At 71.1% G+C, this 18,370-nt stretch carries 23 protein-coding genes; 10 read left to right on the forward strand and 13 right to left on the reverse strand.

What is annotated here, in order from left to right:
- Positions 1 to 47 precede the first annotated feature (47 nt).
- Complete coding sequence (locus tag CP978_RS11195; RefSeq protein WP_043439950.1) at positions 48 to 722, forward strand: O-methyltransferase; 675 nt, start codon at positions 48 to 50, stop codon at positions 720 to 722.
- 13 nt (positions 723 to 735) lie between these two features.
- Here the strand turns inward: CP978_RS11195 and CP978_RS11200 are convergent, their stop codons facing one another.
- Positions 736 to 1,131: an FHA domain-containing protein gene (locus CP978_RS11200; protein WP_043439953.1), complete on the reverse strand. Its 396-nt coding sequence runs from the start codon at positions 1,129 to 1,131 to the stop codon at positions 736 to 738.
- An 89-nt stretch (positions 1,132 to 1,220) separates the two neighbouring features.
- On the opposite strand from CP978_RS11200, the gene CP978_RS11205 reads away from it, so the two are divergent.
- Both CP978_RS11205 and CP978_RS11210 read left to right on the forward strand, forming a co-directional pair.
- A complete protein-coding gene (locus CP978_RS11205) occupies positions 1,221 to 1,646 on the forward strand; it encodes a DnaJ family domain-containing protein (protein ID WP_043439955.1) in 426 nt (141 codons plus the stop codon).
- An 81-nt stretch (positions 1,647 to 1,727) separates the two neighbouring features.
- On the forward strand, positions 1,728 to 2,219 hold the full coding sequence (locus tag CP978_RS11210) for a GNAT family N-acetyltransferase (RefSeq protein WP_174498622.1): 492 nt from the start codon (positions 1,728 to 1,730) through the stop codon (positions 2,217 to 2,219).
- A 51-nt stretch (positions 2,220 to 2,270) separates the two neighbouring features.
- Here the strand turns inward: CP978_RS11210 and CP978_RS11215 are convergent, their stop codons facing one another.
- Positions 2,271 to 4,475: an MDR family MFS transporter gene (locus CP978_RS11215; protein WP_079162091.1), complete on the reverse strand. Its 2,205-nt coding sequence runs from the start codon at positions 4,473 to 4,475 to the stop codon at positions 2,271 to 2,273.
- Positions 4,476 to 4,704: 229 nt separating this feature from the next.
- Between CP978_RS11215 and CP978_RS11220 the strand changes: the two genes are divergently transcribed.
- Positions 4,705 to 5,991 carry a peptidoglycan-binding protein gene (locus tag CP978_RS11220; protein ID WP_150478201.1) on the forward strand — a complete coding sequence of 429 codons (1,287 nt, stop codon included), beginning with the start codon at positions 4,705 to 4,707 and terminating at the stop codon, positions 5,989 to 5,991.
- Positions 5,992 to 6,003: 12 nt separating this feature from the next.
- Here CP978_RS11220 and CP978_RS11225 read toward each other — a convergent pair whose 3' ends face one another.
- A complete protein-coding gene (locus CP978_RS11225; RefSeq protein WP_043439962.1) occupies positions 6,004 to 6,663 on the reverse strand; it encodes an HAD-IA family hydrolase in 660 nt (219 codons plus the stop codon).
- A 370-nt stretch (positions 6,664 to 7,033) separates the two neighbouring features.
- On the reverse strand, positions 7,034 to 7,615 hold the full coding sequence (locus CP978_RS11230; protein WP_043439964.1) for a TMEM165/GDT1 family protein: 582 nt from the start codon (positions 7,613 to 7,615) through the stop codon (positions 7,034 to 7,036).
- A gap of 399 nt (positions 7,616 to 8,014) precedes the next feature.
- Here CP978_RS11230 and CP978_RS11235 point away from each other — a divergent pair, with 399 nt between their 5' ends.
- The 4 genes from CP978_RS11235 to CP978_RS11250 all read left to right on the forward strand — a co-directional run bounded on the left by CP978_RS11235 (position 8,015) and on the right by CP978_RS11250 (position 10,953).
- Entirely contained in the window at positions 8,015 to 8,659 is a 645-nt protein-coding gene (locus CP978_RS11235) for an HNH endonuclease family protein (protein WP_043439967.1), read from the forward strand.
- 134 nt (positions 8,660 to 8,793) lie between these two features.
- Complete coding sequence (locus CP978_RS11240; protein ID WP_043439970.1) at positions 8,794 to 9,318, forward strand: hypothetical protein; 525 nt, start codon at positions 8,794 to 8,796, stop codon at positions 9,316 to 9,318.
- A gap of 331 nt (positions 9,319 to 9,649) precedes the next feature.
- The gene (locus CP978_RS11245) at positions 9,650 to 10,105 is read left to right on the forward strand and encodes a DoxX family protein (protein ID WP_043439972.1); all 456 of its coding nucleotides are present in this window, start codon (positions 9,650 to 9,652) and stop codon (positions 10,103 to 10,105) included.
- Between the two features lie 248 nt (positions 10,106 to 10,353).
- Complete coding sequence (locus tag CP978_RS11250; protein ID WP_043439974.1) at positions 10,354 to 10,953, forward strand: DedA family protein; 600 nt, start codon at positions 10,354 to 10,356, stop codon at positions 10,951 to 10,953.
- Here the strand turns inward: CP978_RS11250 and CP978_RS11255 are convergent.
- Positions 10,925 to 11,173: a DUF2277 domain-containing protein gene (locus CP978_RS11255; protein WP_043448417.1), complete on the reverse strand. Its 249-nt coding sequence runs from the start codon at positions 11,171 to 11,173 to the stop codon at positions 10,925 to 10,927. The two genes, CP978_RS11250 and CP978_RS11255, sit on opposite strands and share 29 nt — an antisense overlap.
- A gap of 229 nt (positions 11,174 to 11,402) precedes the next feature.
- Between CP978_RS11255 and CP978_RS11260 the strand changes: the two genes are divergently transcribed.
- Positions 11,403 to 12,332, forward strand: coding sequence for a ketopantoate reductase family protein (locus tag CP978_RS11260; RefSeq protein WP_043439976.1), 930 nt, complete (start codon positions 11,403 to 11,405; stop codon positions 12,330 to 12,332).
- A 4-nt stretch (positions 12,333 to 12,336) separates the two neighbouring features.
- Here the strand turns inward: CP978_RS11260 and CP978_RS11265 are convergent, their stop codons facing one another.
- From CP978_RS11265 to CP978_RS11280, 4 genes are all read right to left on the reverse strand, one after another.
- Positions 12,337 to 13,230, reverse strand: a complete 894-nt coding sequence (locus tag CP978_RS11265; RefSeq protein WP_043448419.1) for a LysR family transcriptional regulator — start codon at positions 13,228 to 13,230, stop codon at positions 12,337 to 12,339.
- Positions 13,231 to 13,328: 98 nt separating this feature from the next.
- Complete coding sequence (locus tag CP978_RS11270; protein WP_043439977.1) at positions 13,329 to 13,916, reverse strand: hydrolase; 588 nt, start codon at positions 13,914 to 13,916, stop codon at positions 13,329 to 13,331.
- Between the two features lie 3 nt (positions 13,917 to 13,919).
- A complete protein-coding gene (locus CP978_RS11275; protein WP_043439978.1) occupies positions 13,920 to 15,329 on the reverse strand; it encodes an MFS transporter in 1,410 nt (469 codons plus the stop codon).
- Complete coding sequence (locus CP978_RS11280; RefSeq protein ID WP_043439980.1) at positions 15,326 to 15,775, reverse strand: MarR family winged helix-turn-helix transcriptional regulator; 450 nt, start codon at positions 15,773 to 15,775, stop codon at positions 15,326 to 15,328. Before CP978_RS11280 ends, CP978_RS11275 begins: the two co-directional genes overlap by 4 nt.
- A gap of 171 nt (positions 15,776 to 15,946) precedes the next feature.
- On the opposite strand from CP978_RS11280, the gene CP978_RS11285 reads away from it, so the two are divergent.
- Positions 15,947 to 16,306 (forward strand): hypothetical protein, encoded by a 360-nt coding sequence (locus CP978_RS11285; protein WP_043439981.1) that lies wholly within the window; start codon positions 15,947 to 15,949, stop codon positions 16,304 to 16,306.
- Positions 16,307 to 16,318: 12 nt separating this feature from the next.
- Here the strand turns inward: CP978_RS11285 and CP978_RS11290 are convergent, their stop codons facing one another.
- The 4 genes from CP978_RS11290 to CP978_RS11305 all read right to left on the reverse strand — a co-directional run bounded on the left by CP978_RS11290 (position 16,319) and on the right by CP978_RS11305 (position 18,343).
- A complete protein-coding gene (locus tag CP978_RS11290; RefSeq protein WP_221500893.1) occupies positions 16,319 to 16,519 on the reverse strand; it encodes a hypothetical protein in 201 nt (66 codons plus the stop codon).
- A 206-nt stretch (positions 16,520 to 16,725) separates the two neighbouring features.
- Complete coding sequence (locus CP978_RS11295; RefSeq protein ID WP_043448421.1) at positions 16,726 to 17,301, reverse strand: hypothetical protein; 576 nt, start codon at positions 17,299 to 17,301, stop codon at positions 16,726 to 16,728.
- An 83-nt stretch (positions 17,302 to 17,384) separates the two neighbouring features.
- Positions 17,385 to 17,849, reverse strand: a complete 465-nt coding sequence (locus tag CP978_RS11300) for a hypothetical protein (protein WP_043439983.1) — start codon at positions 17,847 to 17,849, stop codon at positions 17,385 to 17,387.
- Positions 17,850 to 17,929: 80 nt separating this feature from the next.
- Positions 17,930 to 18,343, reverse strand: a complete 414-nt coding sequence (locus CP978_RS11305; protein ID WP_043439984.1) for an Imm10 family immunity protein — start codon at positions 18,341 to 18,343, stop codon at positions 17,930 to 17,932.
- Between the last annotated feature and the right edge of the window lie 27 nt (positions 18,344 to 18,370).

The raw sequence follows: 18,370 nt of genomic DNA on the forward strand, positions 1-18,370 counted from the left end.
GGCAGTCTAATTAGACAGCTTAATCAGCCGAGGGAAGGCACCGTGCAATGAGTACAGCGCAAGAGGCCTGGGACGACGTCGACGCCTACTTCACGACCCTTCTCGCCCCCGACGACGAGGTGCTCACCGAGGCCCTGCGGGACAGCGATGCGGCGGGGCTGCCCCAGATCGCCGTCTCACCGAACCAGGGCAAGCTGCTCCAGCTGCTCGCCCGGATCCAGGGCGCCCGCCGGGTCCTGGAGATCGGCACACTCGGCGGCTACAGCACCATCTGGCTGGCCCGGGCACTGCCCGAGGACGGCCGGCTGATCACTCTGGAATATTCGGCCGTCCATGCGGAGGTCGCCCGCCGCAATCTCGACCGGGCCGGTCTGGGCGAGATCGCCCAGGTGAGAGTGGGCCCCGCCCTGGAGTCGCTGCCGAAGCTGGCCGAGGAGCACCCGGAGCCGTTCGACCTGGTCTTCATCGACGCGGACAAGGTCAACAATCCGCAGTATGTGGAGTGGGCCCTCAGACTGACCCGCCCCGGGGGCCTGATCATCCTCGACAATGTGGTGCGCGGCGGTCGGGTCACCGACCCCGACAGCGAGGACCCGAGCGTGCGAGGCACCCGGGCCGCGCTGGAACTCATCGCCTCCCACCCGAGATTGAGCGGGACGGCGATCCAGACGGTGGGCACCAAGGGGTACGACGGATTCGCGCTGGCCCGGGTGACGGTCTGACCGACGGGGCTGCTCAGACCTCGTGGTAGAAGCCCACATTGACGCTGCGCGGGGCGGAGCGGTCCTTGATCACCAGCTCCCCGGAGCCGCCGTGCGGCAGCTTGGCGGTGCCGCCGTAGGGCAGGGGCTGGGCCGGGTGCCCTGGCAGGGTCAGCACCACCTCGGAGGAGGGCTCGACCTGGGAGCCGCGCAGCCAGATGACCCCCCAGACACCGTCCGCTCCGCACTGGAACTCCAGATGGACCCGCGAGACGAACAGCCAGTCGTCGGGGGTCACCAGCCGGCAGAGGGACCTGTCCCGGCCCACCCGCAGCAGGCTGCCCGGGTCGCTGGGCGCATCGGCCATCAGCATGCCGGCCGTCGCCCCGGCATCCGCCTCGGAGACCGAGGCCATGGTGAGTTCGAGCACAAGCGCTCCTTCTGGGTGCTGGGTCGTACCGCTGCGGAATGATAATTCGACCGATCGCCCTGTTGGGTGATGTCCGACACAATGGGGGCATGACCGAGCGCAAGCCACCCGGCGTCAGCTTCGAGTCCTTCGTCGACAAACAGATCCGTGACGCCCAGGCGCGCGGGGAGTTCGCACACCTCCCCGGCGCGGGCAAGCCGGCACCGGCCCTCACCGAGACGGTGTACGACGAACTGTGGTGGATCAAAAGCAAGATGGCCCGCGAGGGGCTCGCGGTGCTGCCGCCGAGTCTCGCCCTGCGCAAGGAGGCGGAGGACACCCTGGCCGCGGCCGCGGTGGCGCCGTCCGAGCGGATGGTGCGCCGGCTGATCGAGGGCGTCAATGTGAAGATCCGCGAGATGATGTCCAAGCCGCCGCCGGGACCGCCGCTGGGCCTCAAGCCGTATGACGTCGAGGAGATCGTCCGGGACTGGCACAAGCGCCGTTCCGGCCACCCGGGGGCCGACCGGGCGTGACGACGGGAGCCCCGTCCGCCGACCGCCGGACCCGGGAATCCGTTTGCGGGCCCGGCCCCGCCCCCGGGAACAATGGCGCGCATGGCCTGGACCGTCGCCGTGGAGCCCCCTGACTCACCCGCCGCCGTCACGCTGTGGCGGGAGTACTACACGGAGGTCAGTGACCGCTGGTACCTCCTGCACCAGGGGCACCGCACCGATCCCGAGGAACTGGAGCGGGAGATCGCGGCGGACAGCGGTGCCGAGCTCGCCCCGCCCGCCGGGCGCCTGTTGGTCGCACGGTATGCGGGGGAGCCGGCCGGGACCGCGGGCGTCCGGCTGCTGGACCCCGCCACGGCCGAGCTCAAGCGGGTCTTCCTGCGCCGGGAACTGCGCGGCCGGGGCGGGGCCCCGCTTCTGGTCTCCGCCGCCGAGGAGGCCGCCCGTGCGCTCGGCGCCTGCCGGATCGTCCTGGACACCCGCCATGACCTGGTGGAGGCGCGCACCCTGTACGCACGCCTCGGCTATCGGGAGACCGAACCGCACAACGACCAGCTGTACGCCGAGCACTGGTTCGCCAAGCCGCTGTCCTGATCCCCGACCGCCCCGCTCGGGAACAGCCGCTGCCGGCGTCCCGGGCCCGGCTCATGGACGGCTGCCGCCGGACCCGTCGTAGGGGCGTTCCGCATGCGATCCGCACAGCTCGGTGTTGAGTTCCCGTACCAGCCGGACCAGGTCGGTCGGGCGTTCCGGGCCCCACCAGTCACCCAGCAGGTCCGCCAGGGACTTCTCACGGGCGTCGGCCAGGCGTTCGACGGCCGCGCGGCCCTGCGCGGTGAGCACCAGGGCGAGTCCCTCGCGCTCCGCCAGCCGCCGCTCCTCCAGCTGTCGTGAGGCGTCGAGGACGACGGTCAGCGGCACCATGCTGCGCTCGGCGAGCAGCGCGGGCTCGGCCCAGCCGTACTTCTTGATCCGCAGCAGCAGCCAGCTCGCCGCCGGCAGCAGGTCGTACCCGGCCCGGCTGGTGATCTTCTCGTAGATCTCGCGCCGCCCTTCCCGGGAGCCGAGCAGCGACAGGGCCCGGCACACCTCGTCGTACGAGGACCGCTCCACGGGGTTGCTCGCCAGCGTCTGTGTCCCGTCCGGCGCCGTCACCGAGCCGCGCAGCCTGTCCTCGCGCAGGAACCACGCCAGGACGAAGCCGAGCAGGGCGACCGGGGCGGCGTACACGAAGACCTCGGTGATCGAGGAGGAGAAGGCGTGCAGGACGGCGGGCCGGATGCCGGCCGGGAGGGATGTGATGCCGCGCGGGTCGGCCTTCAGCCCGCCGGGGGTCACGCCCGGTGGGAGCGTACGCCCGGCGAGCGCCGACGCGAGATGCTGCCCGAGGCGGCCGGCGAAGATCGTCCCGAAGATGGCCACCCCGAACGAGGCGCCGATGGAACGGAAGAAGGTGGCGCCCGAGGTGGCGACGCCCAGGTCCTCATAGGCGACGGCGTTCTGCACGATCAGCACCAGGACCTGCATGACCAGGCCGAGTCCCAGACCGAAGACGAAGAAGGACGCGCTCATCGCCATGGTGCTGCTGTGCTCGTCGAGCCGGTGCAGCAGAAGCAGGCCGATCGTGGTGACGGCGGTGCCCGCGACGGGGAACACCTTCCAGCGCCCGGTGCGACTGACGATCTGGCCGGAACCGGTGGACGACAGCAGCATTCCGGCCACCATCGGCAGCATATGGACGCCGGACATGGTCGGGGTGATGCCGTGGACGATCTGGAGGAACGTCGGCAGATAGGTCATCGCGCCGAACATCGCGAAGCCGACGATGAAGCTGATGACGGCGGACAGCGTGAAGGTACGGACGCGGAAGAGCTTGAGGGGAAGAACCGGCTCGGCGGCCCGGCGCTCGAAGAGGACGAAGGCCAGCAGCAGCACGAGGCCGACGACCACCAGGCCGATGGTCCGCGGGGAGCCCCAGCCCCAGCTGGTGCCGCCGAGCGAGGCCACCAGGACCAGACAGGTGGCGACGGAGGCGATGAGGACCGTGCCCATGTAGTCGATGACATGGCGTTCGGATTTTCTCGGGATGCGCAGCACCGTCGCGATCACGGCCAGGGCGACCATGCCGACCGGGAGGTTGATGTAGAAGACCCAGCGCCAGCTCAGATGCTGGGTGAACAGGCCGCCGAGCAGCGGCCCGAGCACACTGGTGGTGCCGAAGACGGCGCCGAAGAGCCCCTGGTAGCGGCCCCGCTCCCGGGGCGGGACGATATCGCCGACGATCGCCATCGACAGCACGATGAGTCCACCGCCGCCCAGGCCCTGGAGGGCGCGGAAGGCGATGAGTTCCAGCATGTTCTGGGACATGCCGCAGAGCGCGGACCCGATGAGGAAGAGCACGATCGCGGCCTGGAACAGCTTCTTCCGCCCGTACTGGTCACCGAGCTTGCCCCACAGCGGGGTCGCCGCGGTCGAGGCCAGCAGATAGGCGGTGACCACCCAGGACAGATGTTCGAGTCCACCGAGGTCGCTGACGATCGTGGGCAGGGCCGTGGACACGATGGTCTGGTCGAGTGCGGCGAGCAGCATGCCGAGCAGCAGGGCGCCTATGGAGACCAGAACACCGCCGTGCACGCTCCCGTCGACGGTCCGGTGCCGCCCGGGCCCACGGGCGCCTGTCGCGCCGCCGCGGTCGCCGGTCCCCCGCCCCTCGGCTGCCTCCGTCCCCGCCCCCGCGCTCGCCCCGGTCTCCGTCCCCGCCTTCCCGGCCTCCCCCGCCTTCTGCTCCGTCTCCGTCGTCCTCGTCGCCCGTGCGGCCTCGCCCGCCCTGCCCTGCGTGTCGTCGGTCATGAAGGCCTCCAGGGAACGTCGTACGACCTCCGTGGATCCGGGTCCGGGGCGCCGGCGGCACGGTCCGGGCGACCCGGGGCTCTCGTCCATCGTGCACTCTCATCCTGGTGGGTGTGACCCGTTATGGCCTGTTGAATCCCCACTGGAAGCAGGGATTCCGGGGGCTCCCGGCAGATTCTGTGGAGAAGATCTGCATAATCTCTGGAATTCATCAGGAGGGGACCCACACGTGAGCGATTCAAACGGACAGGCCTGCCCGGAGTGCGCGGCGCCACGGCAGCCGGACGGCACGCCGTCGTGCGGGTGCACCCGACGGGCGTCCGAGGCGCTCAGAGACGTCCGCACGGCGCAGGCGGCGGCCGCGGAGGACTTCGATTCCCTGCGGATCCGGCCGTATGTGGAGCTGGACTTCCCGGCGGCCGAGACCCCGGCGGCAGCGGACCGGCCCGCCCCGGAGCCGGTCGAGGGGCCCGCGGCACCGGCCGGGAGCACGGCCCCGGACGAGACCATGCGCCTCACCGCCCTGCCCGAGGCGGCCGCACGGCCCCCGGCGGGCGCGGCGGGAAGCGTGCGGCCCGCGACGGACCCGGCCGCGGGCGTGCCGTCCGCGGCGAACCCGGACCAGCGTGCACAGCCCCCTGCGGAGGCGGGCGACGACGCGCGGCCCGGGGCGGACCCGGCGGGCCGTGGGGAGCCCCCGGCGGCACCGGACCAGACCATGAGGCTCGCGGCCGTGACACGCGGGGCCGGCGCACCGGGAGAGGGCGGCGCGGAGCAAGAGGCCGCGGCGGAGCGGACCATGCGGCTCGCCGCCGTGCCCGCCGGGGCCGTGGGACCCACCGGGCCCGCGGGTCGTCATCAGCACCCCGCGCCCGCGCACCCGGACGACATGCCGCCCCGCCACCGGCGGCGCACCGTCCTGCTGGCCGCGGGCGGAACCGTCGCGGCGGCCCTGGCTGCCGCATGGTTCGTCGGACTGTTCTCCGCCGTCTCCCCGGAGCGGGACGGCGCGCTCCCCGAGAACGTACGGGCAAGCGTTCCCGAGGCGTCCCCGGACGGGACATCGGCGCCGGCGTCATCCCTGGAGCCCGTCACCTCGGCCCCGGAGAGCCCGGCATCGCCAACAAGCACCGACCCGTCGCCCTCCGCCGCCCCCTCCACCAGCGCCTCGCCGGACGACTCCCCGGGCCCGTCCGTGTCCGCGGCCGACCCGGGCCGGTCCGCCCCGGCTCCCGCGCAGCCCGCCGATCCCTCGCCGCCGCCCTCCGACGACTACGAGACCTCGAGCACCGTCGCGGTCCTGCGGCTCGGCGACAAGGGTCCCGAGGTGTCCGAACTCCAGCAGCGGCTGCACCGGCTGAAGCTGTACTTCGGCCCGGCGAACGGCAGTTACACCCACCGGGTGGAGAGCGCGGTGCGCGGCTACCAGTTCATGCGGGGCATCACCGAGGACGAGTACGGGGTGTACGGGCCGACCACGCGGGCGAGGCTGGAGTCGGAGACGTCCCAGCCCTGACGCGCCGGGTGGTCAGCCGATGTGCAGCCGGACCGCCCCGTCCGCCGTCCCCTCCGCCCGCATTCCGGTGAGGTCCTGGACCAGGACGTCGGGACGGTGCAGACCGGCCCGGGGCCCGACGCCGACCACCCGCATCCCGGCCGCCCGGCCCGCCGCGATACCCGCACCGGAGTCCTCCAGGACGACACAGTCCTCGGGGGCGACCCCCAGCTCGGCGGCGCCCTTCAGAAAGCCCTCGGGGTCCGGCTTGCTCGCGCCCACGTTCTCCGCGGTGATCCGCACCGCCGGCGGCTTCAGTCCCGCGGCGGCCATCCGCGCGGTGGACAGCGCCACGTCCGCCGAGGTCACCAGGGCGTGCGGGAGCCCGGCGAGGGAGGCCAGGAAGGCCGCGGCGCCGGGGACCTCGACCACGCCGTCCATGTCGGCGGTCTCCTCGGCGAGCATCCGGGCGTTGTCCGCGAGGTTCTGCTCCATCGGGCGGTCGGGGAGCAGGACCGCCATCGAGGCATAGCCCTGGCGGCCGTGCACGACCCTCATCACCTCGTCGGCGTCCAGACCGTGCCGGTCCGCCCAGCGCCGCCAGCACCGCTCCACGACGGCGTCGGAGTTGACGAGGGTGCCGTCCATGTCCAGCAGAAGGGCGCGGGCGGTGAGAACGGTCGTGGCCGTCATCGGCAGGGACTCCAGTTGCACGAGGAAAGGGGCCGATGGACGGCCCCGGGGACAAGGCGGCCCCGTCCGCCGGTCAGGGGAAACGGACGGGAGCCACTTTGTTCCTCCACGATACAAAACGACTCCCCCGCACGCCACCGCCTCCGACCTGCACCGATACAACCGCTCCCGACAGGGCAACCCCGGAGACATCCCTCGGCCACCACTCGGACGCCGAACGGACACACCCGAACGGACGCCGCCCGCCCCTGCCGCACCCGGTCCACGCGCCGCGCCCGCAACCCTGCCGCGCCCCGCCGCTCGCCGTGCCTGCACCCCCGTGCAGCACCCCCGTGCCGGCCGCGCCGCCGCCCGCCCCCACGGCCTCCGGTCACGCCGTCGCGGCCTCGTACACGCTCCACACCCCGAGCAGCGCCATCACCGCCGCCGCGATCCTTGTGATCAGCCCCAGCGGCACCCTCTTCATCAGGGCCTTGCCGCCGACGATGCCGAGGCCCGCGACCGCCCACAGGGCCAGCACCGCACCGAGGCCCACGGACAGCGGGTCGTCGTAACGGGCGGCGAGGTTCGCCGTCATGATCTGGGTGAGATCGCCGAACTCGGCGATCAGGATGAGCATGAAGCCCGTCGTCGACACCTTCCAGAAGCTCTGGTTCTCGGGCCGGCGGATCTCCTCCTCGCCCTCCCCCTTCTTCAGCAGCAGCACGGCCGCGCCGCCGAGGAAGAGCAGACCGGTGATCCCGTGCACGATGCGCTGCGGCAGCAGGGTGAGAGCGCTGCCCGCGGCTACGGCGAGCACGACATGCAGCAGAAAAGCGGCGGCGACACCGGCGAAGACGTACGAGGCGCGGTAGCGGGTGCCGAGCACGAGCCCGGCGAGGGCCGTCTTGTCGGGCAGTTCGGCCAGGAAGACGACGCCGAAGACGAGCGCCAGGACGGTGATGCTGATCAAGGTTCCTCAATCGGTCGGGGCCGCCCCACCGAGAGTGCTGTGACTGCTGCGACACCTCGGCACGGCAGCACACGGATCACCCGCACCATGAGGCACGGGCGTGCACTGCTTGCCGAAGGTCTCGCTGGCCGATCCATGGAAAGGATCCGCCTCCGGGCGCCGGCTCAGACGAGCTGAGCAGTGTGTCGACGGTCCGGCGAAGAGCTACTCCCCTTCTGCGCCGTCCATGGTACGCGACCGCCGGACGGGCCCATCCGGGCCCGAAAGTCCAGGCACACCTCTTGTTGTGTCATGCGCACGTCACTAGCGTCTCACCGAACACACATGTCCCGGCAACCCGGCTCCGCGAGCATTCCCATGCCCCCCGCCACAACACCCCCACCCGTCAAGGAAGTTCACATGCCTAAGGTCTACGCGCGTCGACGGCTCAGCATACTGGCGGCGCTCACCGCGTTCATCGCCTCCCTCGGACTCCTCAACAGCCCGACCGCCTCCGCCGCCCTCCCCACCCCGGTCACCGCCGCCACCGCCCGCACCTACCTGGCCTCGCTCACCGTCGCGACGCCGAACCACACCGGTTACGACCGCGCGCTCTTCCCGCACTGGATCACCATCAGCGGCAAGTGCGACACCCGCGAGACGGTCCTGATGCGGGACGGCTCGAACGTCGTCACCGACGCCAACTGCGCGTCCACCAGCGGCAACTGGACCTCCGCGTACGACGGTGCCACCACCACCGTCTCCTCCAGCTTCGACATCGATCACGTCGTCCCGCTCTCCGAGGCCTGGGACTCCGGCGCGAGCAAGTGGACCACCGCCCAGCGCCAGGCGTTCGCCAACGACCTGACCCGTCCTCAGCTGATCGCCGTGTCCGCCAGCTCCAACCGGTCGAAGGGCGACAAGGACCCGGCGCAGTGGATGCCGACCCAGACCTCCTACCGCTGCACCTATGTCCGCGCCTGGGTGCAGGTGAAGTACTACTACGGCCTCTCCGTCGACACGGCCGAGAAGAGCGCACTCCAGAACTACCTCGCAAGCTGCTGACCCCCGCACCACCGCCCCACGCCTCCGCCGCCCCGTACCACAACGGGGCGGCGGAGCGCGTTTCCCGGCAGAATCACCTCGCGCCCACCGAGCGGGGAGCGCCGCGCCCCGGAGCGCCGGAAAAGGAGGAACGGATGAACCTCCCGCGGAACGACGGCAGGCGAACGGCCTGGTGCCGCTCTCAGTACAGCCCCTGGATGCTCACCACCGGCGTGGTCCTGGCCGTGGCGCTCCTCGCCTTCGCGGCGATCAGCGCGGAGTATCGGACCGTCAGCCTCGAACTCCTCGCCGCCCCGGCCGCGTTCCTCGTCACGGGCGGCGTCAAGGTGACCGTGTTCCCGCACGGCGTGACGGTCTCCTCGGCCCTGGTGCCTCTTCTGCGGCGGACGTTCACGACGGACCGGATCGCCCATGCCTCGGCCCGCTGGACCAGGCCCATGGACGTGGGAGGTTGGGGCTATCGCTGGAAGCCGGGCCTGAGAGCCGTGTCGCTCCGGGAGGGCGATGCGCTGTGGCTCGAACTCACCCGGGGGATCAGCTTCGTCGTCACGATCGACGACGCCGGAACGGCGGCGGACCTGATCAACCAGCACCTGCCGTCGTCGAGCGAGCGCCGACCTGTCGGCCACCATCCAGAAATTCCCCCGACAAACGGCTGACGCGGAACGGTTGTTGCGCCTCGCCACGTCCTCCCGGGCGCCCGTCGCAGTGGATTCGGTCACGATGGGCGCCCGTTCCGGAAGTGATCCGGTCAAGGGAGCACCAGGTGGGGCCGATCCAGCCAACCCGCCGGGCACCGATAGAGGAGGTGACGCCCGTGAACTCCGTGACGGCAGGGGCGATTTCCGGACGCGGGGGCGAAGTCCGGCCACTGACCGAATGTTGAACTTGCAAGCACTAATAGGTCTGCCTAACCTTTCACTCCTCGGTTTTCCGTCCCCCATGGCCGGTCCCCACCCGGACCGGAACCAGACCGAAGGAGCCCCCCACATGACCGCGCGCCTCAACAGCGCCCAGCCGTACGTCGTCGGACTGTTCCGCATCGTCGTCGGCCTGCTCTTCACCTGCCACGGCGCCGCCTCGCTCTTCGGCGTCCTCGGTGGCGCGGCGGGCACCAAGGGCGGCACCGTCGCGACCGGCGCCTGGCCCTTCTGGTACGCCGCCCTGATCGAACTGGTCGCCGGCGCCCTGGTGCTGCTCGGCCTCGGCACCCGCGGTGCCGCGTTCCTGGCGTCCGGATCGATGGCGTTCGCGTACTTCGATGTGCACCAGCCGAACGCCCTGTGGCCGATCCAGAACGGCGGCGAGCTGTCGGCGATGTTCTGCTGGTGCCTCCTGCTGCTGGTCTTCACCGGTTCCGGCGCGTTCGGCCTGGACCGCCTCATATCCTTCCGGCCCGCCGCCGAGCAGGAGCCCGAGTCGGCCTCGGAGCCCGTCGCGGCCTGAGCCGTCTCGGACGCAGGACGACAGCAGCACGGTCGTACGACAGCGCCCGCCCCGGGAGAACACCGTTCCCGGGGCGGGCGCTGGTGCGATCCGGCGCCGGACGCGTTCCGGACCGTATCTGTGGCCCCCTGTGTACCAATCGTCACACCAGCCGCGTACGCTGTACGACTGACAAAGGCCGCTTCTGCCGCTCCCCCGCGTCACCGCGGCACGCAGTTGCCTCTGGGCAGGTGGACGGGGGAGTTCGGGTGTTGGAAAGTATGGGGTCGCTGGCCGGCAGCCCCTGGGTCTACCCCGTGGTGGCCGTTTCGGTCCTGCTGGATGTCTTTCTCCCCCTGCTGCCGAGCGGTGTCCTGGTCATCACGGCGGCGACCGCGGCAGCGGCGGGTTCGGCCGTGGCCCACGCGCCGGACATCCTCGGGCTCATCCTGTGCGCGGCGACGGCCTCGGTGCTGGGCGATCTGGTGGCCTACCGCCTCGCCTGGCGCGGCGGCGCCCGCCTGGACCGCGCTATAGCCCGCTCGCGCCGGCTCACCACGGCGCAGGAACGCCTCGGCGCGGCACTCGCGCACGGCGGCGGCGCACTGGTGATCATCGCCCGGTTCGCTCCCGCGGGCCGTTCCGTCGTCTCCTTCGCCGCAGGTGTCGCCCGCCGCCGCGCCCGCGACTTCGTGCCCTGGTCGGCACTGGCGGGCATCGTCTGGGCCGCCTACAGCGTGGCCCTCGGCTACTTCGGCGGCCAGTGGCTGGGCGCGAGCTGGCTGGCGACGGGCGTCTCGGTGGCGGCCCTGTTCGCGGCGGGTGCGGGCGCGGCCCGCTTCATGCGCCGTCCGGCACTGCAGAAGTAGTCCCCCGGGACCGGCCCCGCACCTCGAGCCCGCCGAGGAGTTCCGCGGTGGCCGCGGCGACGGCGTCCACCGCGCGGTCGAACACCTCGCGATTGTGGGCGGCCGGCGCCCGGAAGCCGGAGACCTTGCGCACATACTGGAGGGCCGCGGCGCGGATCTCCTCCTCCGTGGCTTCTTCGGGGACGGCGGGCGGACGTAGCGTCTTGATGCTGCGGCACATGCACCCAGTCTCGCGCCCCGGTGTGCGGGCATCCAGCACCGGGTGAAGCATATTCAATTCATTGATTTCCTTAATCCCCCAGCATTCCCCCAGCATTCCCCCAGCATCCCCCAAGCTTTCTCTTGGGCTTGACCAAGCATCCCCGAGGATTGACTGAACCCGCGCGCCTTGTGATCCTCACCGAGGGGCCCGGACCGGGGCTCCGGACAGCGGATCCAGGGGCAAAGACATGGCGAGAGACGACCAAGACCACCGAGCCGGCCTCACGGTGGCGGTCCTGGGACCCGGCGGGGTCGGCGGGCTGCTCGCCGCGCGGCTGGCCCGGGCCGGGCACCGTGTGATCTGTCTGGCGGGCGAGGAGAGCGTACGGACACTGCGTACGCAGGGCATCCACGTCCGCAGTGAGCGGTACGGCGCGTTCACCGCACGGGTGGAGGCGGACACCGAGCTGCGTGAGCCGGCCGATGTCGTGCTCGTCACGGTCAAGCACACCGCGCTCGACGCCGCACTGGAGCGCGTACCGGAGCAGGTGCTGGGCCAGGACACCCTGGTCGTACCGCTGTTGAACGGCGTCGAACATCCCGCGGTGCTGCGCGCCCGCTATGGCGCCGCACGGGTGGCGCCCGCCGTCATCCGGGTCGAGTCCACCCGTGTCGCACCCGGCGTGATCGAACATGACAGCCCGTTCGTGGAGGTCGACCTGACCGCGGAGTCCGTGGCGCCGGGACACCTGGACCGGCTCACCGGGGCGCTGGAGTGGTCGGGGGTGCGGGTCCGGGTCCTGGACGGGGAGGCCGCGGCCCTGTGGGCGAAGATGGCGTTCCTGGCACCCCTCGCACTGCTGACGACGCGGTACGGGGTGCCGCTGGGAGAGATCCGCACCCGGCACCGCGAGGAGTTGGTGGCCCTGGTGGAGGAGACGGCGGCGGTGGGCCGGGCCTGCGGTGCGGCCACGGACGCGGCGGCGGCACTGGCCCGTTACGACGCGTTCCCGGCGCAGACGAAGTCCTCGATGCAGCGCGACGCGGAGGCCGGGCGGGCCATCGAACTCGACGCGATCGGCGGCGCGTTGCTGCGGGCGGCCGAACGGCACGGGGTGGCGGTGCCGGTGGCGACCCGGCTGGTACGGGAGTTGGGCTGGTCCTTCCTGGAGTGCTGAGCCCTCAGGTCCCGCCGGTGTGCCGGGCGACCGTGTCGGCGAAGGCGCGTGCCGACGCCGACAGGGTGTCCCAACGCCGCACCGCCCAGCCGACGGTGAGCGGCGACAGCTCGGGCACCGGCACGAAGCGCAGTCCTGACCCGGCCGGGGAGGGCCAGCCGGGCAGATCGGGCACGACCGCGTGGCCGACGCCGAGTTCGACGAGCAGCACGGCGGTGTCCCAGTCGGCGACGCTGGTCTCGGAGGCGGTCGTCACCATGCCCAACTCGGTATAGGCGGACTCGAGTCGGGCGCGCGAGGTGGAGCCCTCGGGGAGCCCGATGAGCCGCAGCCCGGCAAGTTCGGCCGCCTCGATCCGCTCCCGCCCGGCGAGTTCGTCGTCGGCGGGTACGGCGAGCACCCAGGGCAGGCGGGCGACGGGCCGCTGCTCGACCCCGCGCACGGGCTCCCCGAGGGTCACCCAGGCGAGGTCCAGGCCGGGTTCCTGGAGTGCGGCGAAGCAGCTCCGGCTGGAGTTCTCCGTCCGGAACTCCAGGCTGACCCCTGGGTACCGCCGCCTGAAGTCGGCCACCGCCGAGGCCATGAAGTGCCGCACGGTGGCGCTGCCCGTGGCGATCCGTACGACTCCGCCGTCGCCCCGGGCGAGTTCCGCGAGTCTGCGCAGCGCCAGGTCGAGGCCTGAGATCCCTTCCTCGGCGGCCTGCCGGAGCACGCTCCCGGCTCCGGTGGGGACCACCCCGCGCGGCTGCCGTTCCACCAGGGCGACGCCCACCTCGCGTTCCAGCCTCCGTACGTGCTGGCTCACGGCCGACTGGGTGCAGCCGAGTTCCCGGGCCACGGCGCTGAGGCTTCCGGCGCGGCAGACGGCGACGAAGACACGCAGATCATCGAGGGTCATGAAGATCAAAGGTAGCGGCCGCCCGAAACCGGGCGGACGGCCCGGGCCACCATGCGGTCCCGGCCCTCGGGCGGACGACCGCGCGGTGGCCCGGCGGCTCAGACCGCGTGCGTCTTGGCCAGCAGTTCCAGGACATCGGCCGTGGTGCCCGTCTCGCCGAGGCGCGGGAAGATCCGCTCGACGCTTCCGCGGTGCGCCTCGGGGTCGGAGTCGGTCATCGCGTCGGCGACGAGCGTGACATGGTAGCCGTGCTCGTACGCGGCCCGTGCGGTGGATTCCACGCCGATGCTGGTGGCGACGCCGGTCAGCACGATCTGGGTGACCCCGCGCCGCCGCAGCTGGACATCGAGGTCGGTGCCGTGGAAGGCGCCCCAGTTGTGCTTGGTGACAAGGATGTCGCCCGGGTGCCCGGAGAGTTCGTCGACGACGAGGTCCCAGCCCTCGGGGAAGGCGCCGGCGCCGCGCTGCTGCTCGGTACGGCCGGGAGGGACGTCGGCCCCGTCGGCGGCGAAGGAGACCCGGACCAGGACGACCGGCAGGTTCCGGGCCCGGAAGGCGTCGGCGAGTTCGACGGTGCGGGCCAGGACCTCGGGGCCGCTGTGGGGCTGGCCTGGCAGTCCCAGGATGCCGTTCTGCAGGTCGATCACGACCAGGGCGGTACGCGGGTCGAGCGTGGTGAGAGCCATGGATCAGGCCTTTCCTGAGCTGAGGGTGGGGGTGAGGGTGGACAGGGAGCGGTCCGGCAGGATGACCAGCACGAGCAGCACGGACCCCGCCGCCATGAACAGGGCCAGCTCATGCAGTCCGGCCGTGTCGGCGCCGTGGGCGAAGAAGGCCGCGTCGGCCGCGGAGGCGCCCAGCGCGCCCAGATAGGAGAAGGTGCGCAGCAACCCGGCGGCGGAGGCGATGCGTTCGGGTACGGCCTGCCGGTAGAGGGCGTTCTGGTTGGCGAGGCCGATCAGGCCCTGCGGTATGCCCATCACGACGCCGACGGCGAGCAGCAGCCACACCGGGCTGTCGGAGTGCAGCAGAAGCAGCAGGCCGCAGCCCACGACCTGGAGGACGCCGCCCACCAGCAGCTTGCCGCGCACGGCCTCGCGACGCCCGGTGAGGCCGGAGACGGTGAGCGCGCTCAGCGACAGCGGCAGCAGGACCAGGCCCGCGCCGGCCGCGTTCAGCCCGCGGCCCTCCTCCAGCCACTGGGCGAAGCCGAACATGAAGCAGTACAGGGTGGTGTAGCCGAGGAGCTGGCGCAGATAGGTGACCAGCAGCGGCACGGTGCCGCCGAGCACCCGCAGGTCGATGAAGGGCACCGCCGTGCGCAGCTCCCGCAGGGCGAACCCGGCGGCCGCCACGGCGGCGAGCGGCAGCAGCCACCAGTGGGCGAGCCGGGGGCTCATCAGGAAGTACATGAGGGAGAGGAGCGTGGCGGAGAAGAGAAGCATGCCCGGCAGGTCGACCCCGCGCCGTTCCCGGACGGTCGTCGTCCTGGGCAGCCACATCGCGCCGAGGACCAGACAGGCCACGGACAGCGGCACATTGACCGTGAAGATGGCCCGCCAGCCGCCCACCCCGATGAGGAACCCGCCGAGCGCGGGACCGACGGCGGCGACGGTCTGGTTGGCGACGGAGAGCGCGGTCAGCACCCCGGCCGGGCTGTCCTGCCCGGTGCGTTCGGTCTCGCTCCGGGTCAGCTGCATGGCGGCCGGATACGCGGCCGAGGTCCCGAGGCCGAGCAGCACCCGCGCGGCGATCAGCACCCCGAGGGAGGGGGCAAGGGCGCCCATCAGACCGGCGGCACCCACCAGCGCCGTACCGATCAGATAGAGCCGCCGTGGCCCGTACATGTCGACCAGGCGCCCGATGACGGGCTGGCCCACGGCGGTGGCGAGGTAGAGCCCCGAGACCAGCCAGGCGGTCTCGGACGGCGGCGCCCCGAAGGCCACCCCGATCGGGACCAGCGCCACGGCGATCATCGAGGAGTTGATCGGGTTCAGTATGGAACCCAGGATCATCGGGGCGATCAGCCGGCGGTCGAAGCGGCCGGCAGGCGCGGCACGCTCGGCACCTCCCACCGTGCGTATGGGTTTCGATGTCACGACCGGGTGAGCCGTTCCATCAGCGAGAGCCCCTCGAGGACCGTCTGGCGTTCGTCCTCGGTGAAACGGTCCTCCAGGGCGCGGGCCAGCCATTCGTGCCGGGCCGCCCGGTCCCCCTCGACCCTCTCCCGCCCGGCCTCCGTGAGGGTGACCAGTTGACGCCGGCCGTCGTCGGGGTCGGGGCTGCGCCGGATCAGACCGTGCTGTTCGAGCCCGGCGAGGGTGGCCGCCATCGACTGCGGGCGCACCCCCTCGGCGGACGCCAGGGTGCTGGCGGTGGCGGCACCGCCCTTGCTCACCAACGTGAGCGCGGACACCTGGGAGGGGGTCAGTTCATCGTCCCCGGCGACCTCCCTGATGCGGCGCCGCAGCCGGCTGAACACCACCCGCAGATCACGTGCGGCACGGGCGGCGGAATCGGACACGCCATCGGGGTTCAGCTCCATGGCCCCACGCTAAATCCTTCAGGCAAGCCTGTCCAGTTTCACCTGAACAGCTTTCCTGCACAGCTCCACCTGAACAATTTTCCCCGGACATATGGGTGCGGAGTCAGCCGTTCGAGCGAACCCGGAAGAAGCGACTCGCACCAGAAAATCGAACAGGCGTACCATTGCGGCGTGGCTGCGACCCATGACTTTCCGAGTGACCTCCTCGCCGGCCAGGAGGAGCTGCATCAGGTCCGGGCGGAGCTTCTGGCCCTGCTGAAGCGACTGCCCTGGTCGGTGGAACCCCTGGACGGGTTCAGCGACAACACCGCCTGGCGCAAGGTCGAGCGCCCCGCCTCCCCGGGCTGGACCGAGGACGAGCAGGCCCAGGTGGAGAAGCTCCGGCGGCGCGAGCGGGAGCTGGCGGTGTTCGTCTCCTGCCACCGCTTCTGGGCGGAGGTGACGGCCGAGGACACGGTGAACGCACGCGCACACCTCAAGCACGCACATGCCTCCGCGCACGACGAGCAGCAACTCGGGCGGATGACGTGAGCCGGACCGGCCTCAGGCCTGTTCCAGCGCCTCCCCGAACTCGCGCAACGACTTGCTGTGGTTGCTGCGAGCCAGCTCATGCCCGACGGCGATGGCCAGCGCCACCGGCCAGTCGATGACCTCGAGCGCCGTGAGGATGCCGAGCCCCACGAAATAGGCGAGCTGCTCCTTGCACGGCAGATCGAACTGCAGATCACCCATACGAACGGTCACCGAATTGTCCGAGATGATCCGCTCAGCAGCAGCGCGAGGCCCCTCGGATCCACCGGAGGAGGTGATATCGGCGACTGCCATGCTTGCTCGCGCGCTCATGTCTCACCCGTCCCGTCACCCACTGCCGGACATCCACTCGACCTCGATCCCCTCCCCTCACGCTAACCGCATATGTCACACCGCGCCCCGTTTCAACGGCTCACCGCTCAGAGCTTGCCTCCCACCAGAACCGTGCGATGACCTCCCAGCACGCCCGCAAACCGTTCGAGGAAGCCGGGGCTGAACTCGGGCCAGTTCCAGAACTCGAAGCCCAGGTACCCGAACGCATAGTGATCGTTGTCCCAGAGCCACACCCCCAGCTCACCGGCCCGACCGCAGTGCGGGCAGGCCACGGCGGCTCGGTCCGTGTCGTGCCAGGTGCCGATGGCCTGGTCGAACGGCTCCCAGGCCCCCTCGATCTCATCCCACTCATCGGTGTACAGATCCACCTGGGCGGCACAGCACGGACAGACGGCGTATCCGGCATCGCCCTGGCCGCCATGGAAAACGGTCCGCCCTGTCTCGATCTTGAGCCCGTCACTGGGCTCCCAGTCCTCCCGCCCGACCGCCCGAGCCCAGCGCGGACCAGGCGGATACCCCCACGGGGCACCGAGAACACAGTCGGTGCGCTCGGCCCGCACTATCTCTTCCTCGACAAGCCATTCAAGGCCGCGAGCGGCGAGGACCTTCGCATCCACCGGCGTGGCATCCAGGTCCACCAGGGTCTGAAAGTGGCTTCCCATGAAGGCGACAGTAGAAGGCCCCACTGACAGCCCGGCGATCGCGCCCAGCACCCGAATTCAGCCCAGCCGCTTGCACAAGAACCTTATAGATGCTGCTTGGCCAAGCCGACGAGTCGGCTGATCTCGTCACGGGTCCGCACCCTCAGCTCGTCCAGCTCCGCCCTGCCGTCCGCCTTGAACAGCTTCGTGATGTCCGTGAGCACGTCTTCCGCCGTCCGGCTCAGCCTCTCGTCGTCCGTCAGCATCTGCACCCGAAAAAGGGCCTCTTGGGCACGGGAGCGCAAGTCGTACGCGCGGATGCGCACCGCGTCGGGGTCCCCCGGCGGCGGCTGCTCGTGCTCACAGAACCAGAGGTGGACCAGGCAGCGGCGGTAGTCGACCAACGCGCCCGCATAGGCCGAGGAGGCGTCGAGCCTCTCCTGCCGCAGCGTCTCGCGACGGCTGAGCTGATGGCTCCTTTCGGTACCGCGCTGCTGAAATGCCAGGGTGATCCCCGATCCGAGCAGGGTTCCAAGGACGGCTATGGCGCTCGCGATGATGGACTCCACGCCTCAAGCTGATCACGCTCTCCACCCTCGGCGGGCCGAAAGCCCGACTTCTCCCCTCAGGCGGAAACGCCCTGAGCCTGCTACCGCATGATCAGCCGTGGACGGGCATCCGGGCGCCCGTACGTCAGGATGCGCGGCAGCACTTCGCGCATGCGCGCCACGTCCGCCGCCGGCGCACGAAGCAAGATCTCGACGACGGGATCGGTAAGCCCAAGGTCGCCCAGCGACGAAGGGTCCAGCGTCACCCTCAGCACATCACCGGCGAGCTCCACCTCGCGTACGCAGCCGTAGGCGGTGCCCTGGTCGGGGGTGACGAGGCAATGTGTGTCCATGCCGAGGGACGCTTCCTGGCTGTCGGGTTCGTCGAAGTCGCACATGAACACGAGGGAGAACCCCTCCTCGTCGTTCGACTCGGCCAGTCCCGCCATCACGCAGGCGCCTTCGTCCGGATCGTCGAGCCCGCAAGCAGCCCGCGCCGTGAACCTGTACGTCATACGGGCGTTCTAGCACGTGCCTCTGAC

Source organism: Streptomyces nodosus (genome assembly GCF_008704995.1).
Classification (GTDB): domain Bacteria; phylum Actinomycetota; class Actinomycetes; order Streptomycetales; family Streptomycetaceae; genus Streptomyces; species Streptomyces nodosus.

Coding starts and splice junctions, on each gene's coding strand:
- CP978_RS11195 (WP_043439950.1), top strand. CDS start 48: ATGAGTACAGCGCAAGAGGCCTGGGACGACGTCGACGCCTACTTCACG.
- CP978_RS11205 (WP_043439955.1), top strand. CDS start 1,221: ATGACCGAGCGCAAGCCACCCGGCGTCAGCTTCGAGTCCTTCGTCGAC.
- CP978_RS11210 (WP_174498622.1), top strand. CDS start 1,728: ATGGCCTGGACCGTCGCCGTGGAGCCCCCTGACTCACCCGCCGCCGTC.
- CP978_RS11215 (WP_079162091.1), bottom strand. CDS start 4,475: ATGACCGACGACACGCAGGGCAGGGCGGGCGAGGCCGCACGGGCGACG.
- CP978_RS11225 (WP_043439962.1), bottom strand. CDS start 6,663: ATGACGGCCACGACCGTTCTCACCGCCCGCGCCCTTCTGCTGGACATG.
- CP978_RS11235 (WP_043439967.1), top strand. CDS start 8,015: ATGCCTAAGGTCTACGCGCGTCGACGGCTCAGCATACTGGCGGCGCTC.
- CP978_RS11240 (WP_043439970.1), top strand. CDS start 8,794: ATGAACCTCCCGCGGAACGACGGCAGGCGAACGGCCTGGTGCCGCTCT.
- CP978_RS11245 (WP_043439972.1), top strand. CDS start 9,650: ATGACCGCGCGCCTCAACAGCGCCCAGCCGTACGTCGTCGGACTGTTC.
- CP978_RS11255 (WP_043448417.1), bottom strand. CDS start 11,173: ATGTGCCGCAGCATCAAGACGCTACGTCCGCCCGCCGTCCCCGAAGAA.
- CP978_RS11260 (WP_043439976.1), top strand. CDS start 11,403: ATGGCGAGAGACGACCAAGACCACCGAGCCGGCCTCACGGTGGCGGTC.
- CP978_RS11265 (WP_043448419.1), bottom strand. CDS start 13,230: ATGACCCTCGATGATCTGCGTGTCTTCGTCGCCGTCTGCCGCGCCGGA.
- CP978_RS11270 (WP_043439977.1), bottom strand. CDS start 13,916: ATGGCTCTCACCACGCTCGACCCGCGTACCGCCCTGGTCGTGATCGAC.
- CP978_RS11280 (WP_043439980.1), bottom strand. CDS start 15,775: ATGGAGCTGAACCCCGATGGCGTGTCCGATTCCGCCGCCCGTGCCGCA.
- CP978_RS11295 (WP_043448421.1), bottom strand. CDS start 17,301: ATGGGAAGCCACTTTCAGACCCTGGTGGACCTGGATGCCACGCCGGTG.
- CP978_RS11305 (WP_043439984.1), bottom strand. CDS start 18,343: ATGACGTACAGGTTCACGGCGCGGGCTGCTTGCGGGCTCGACGATCCG.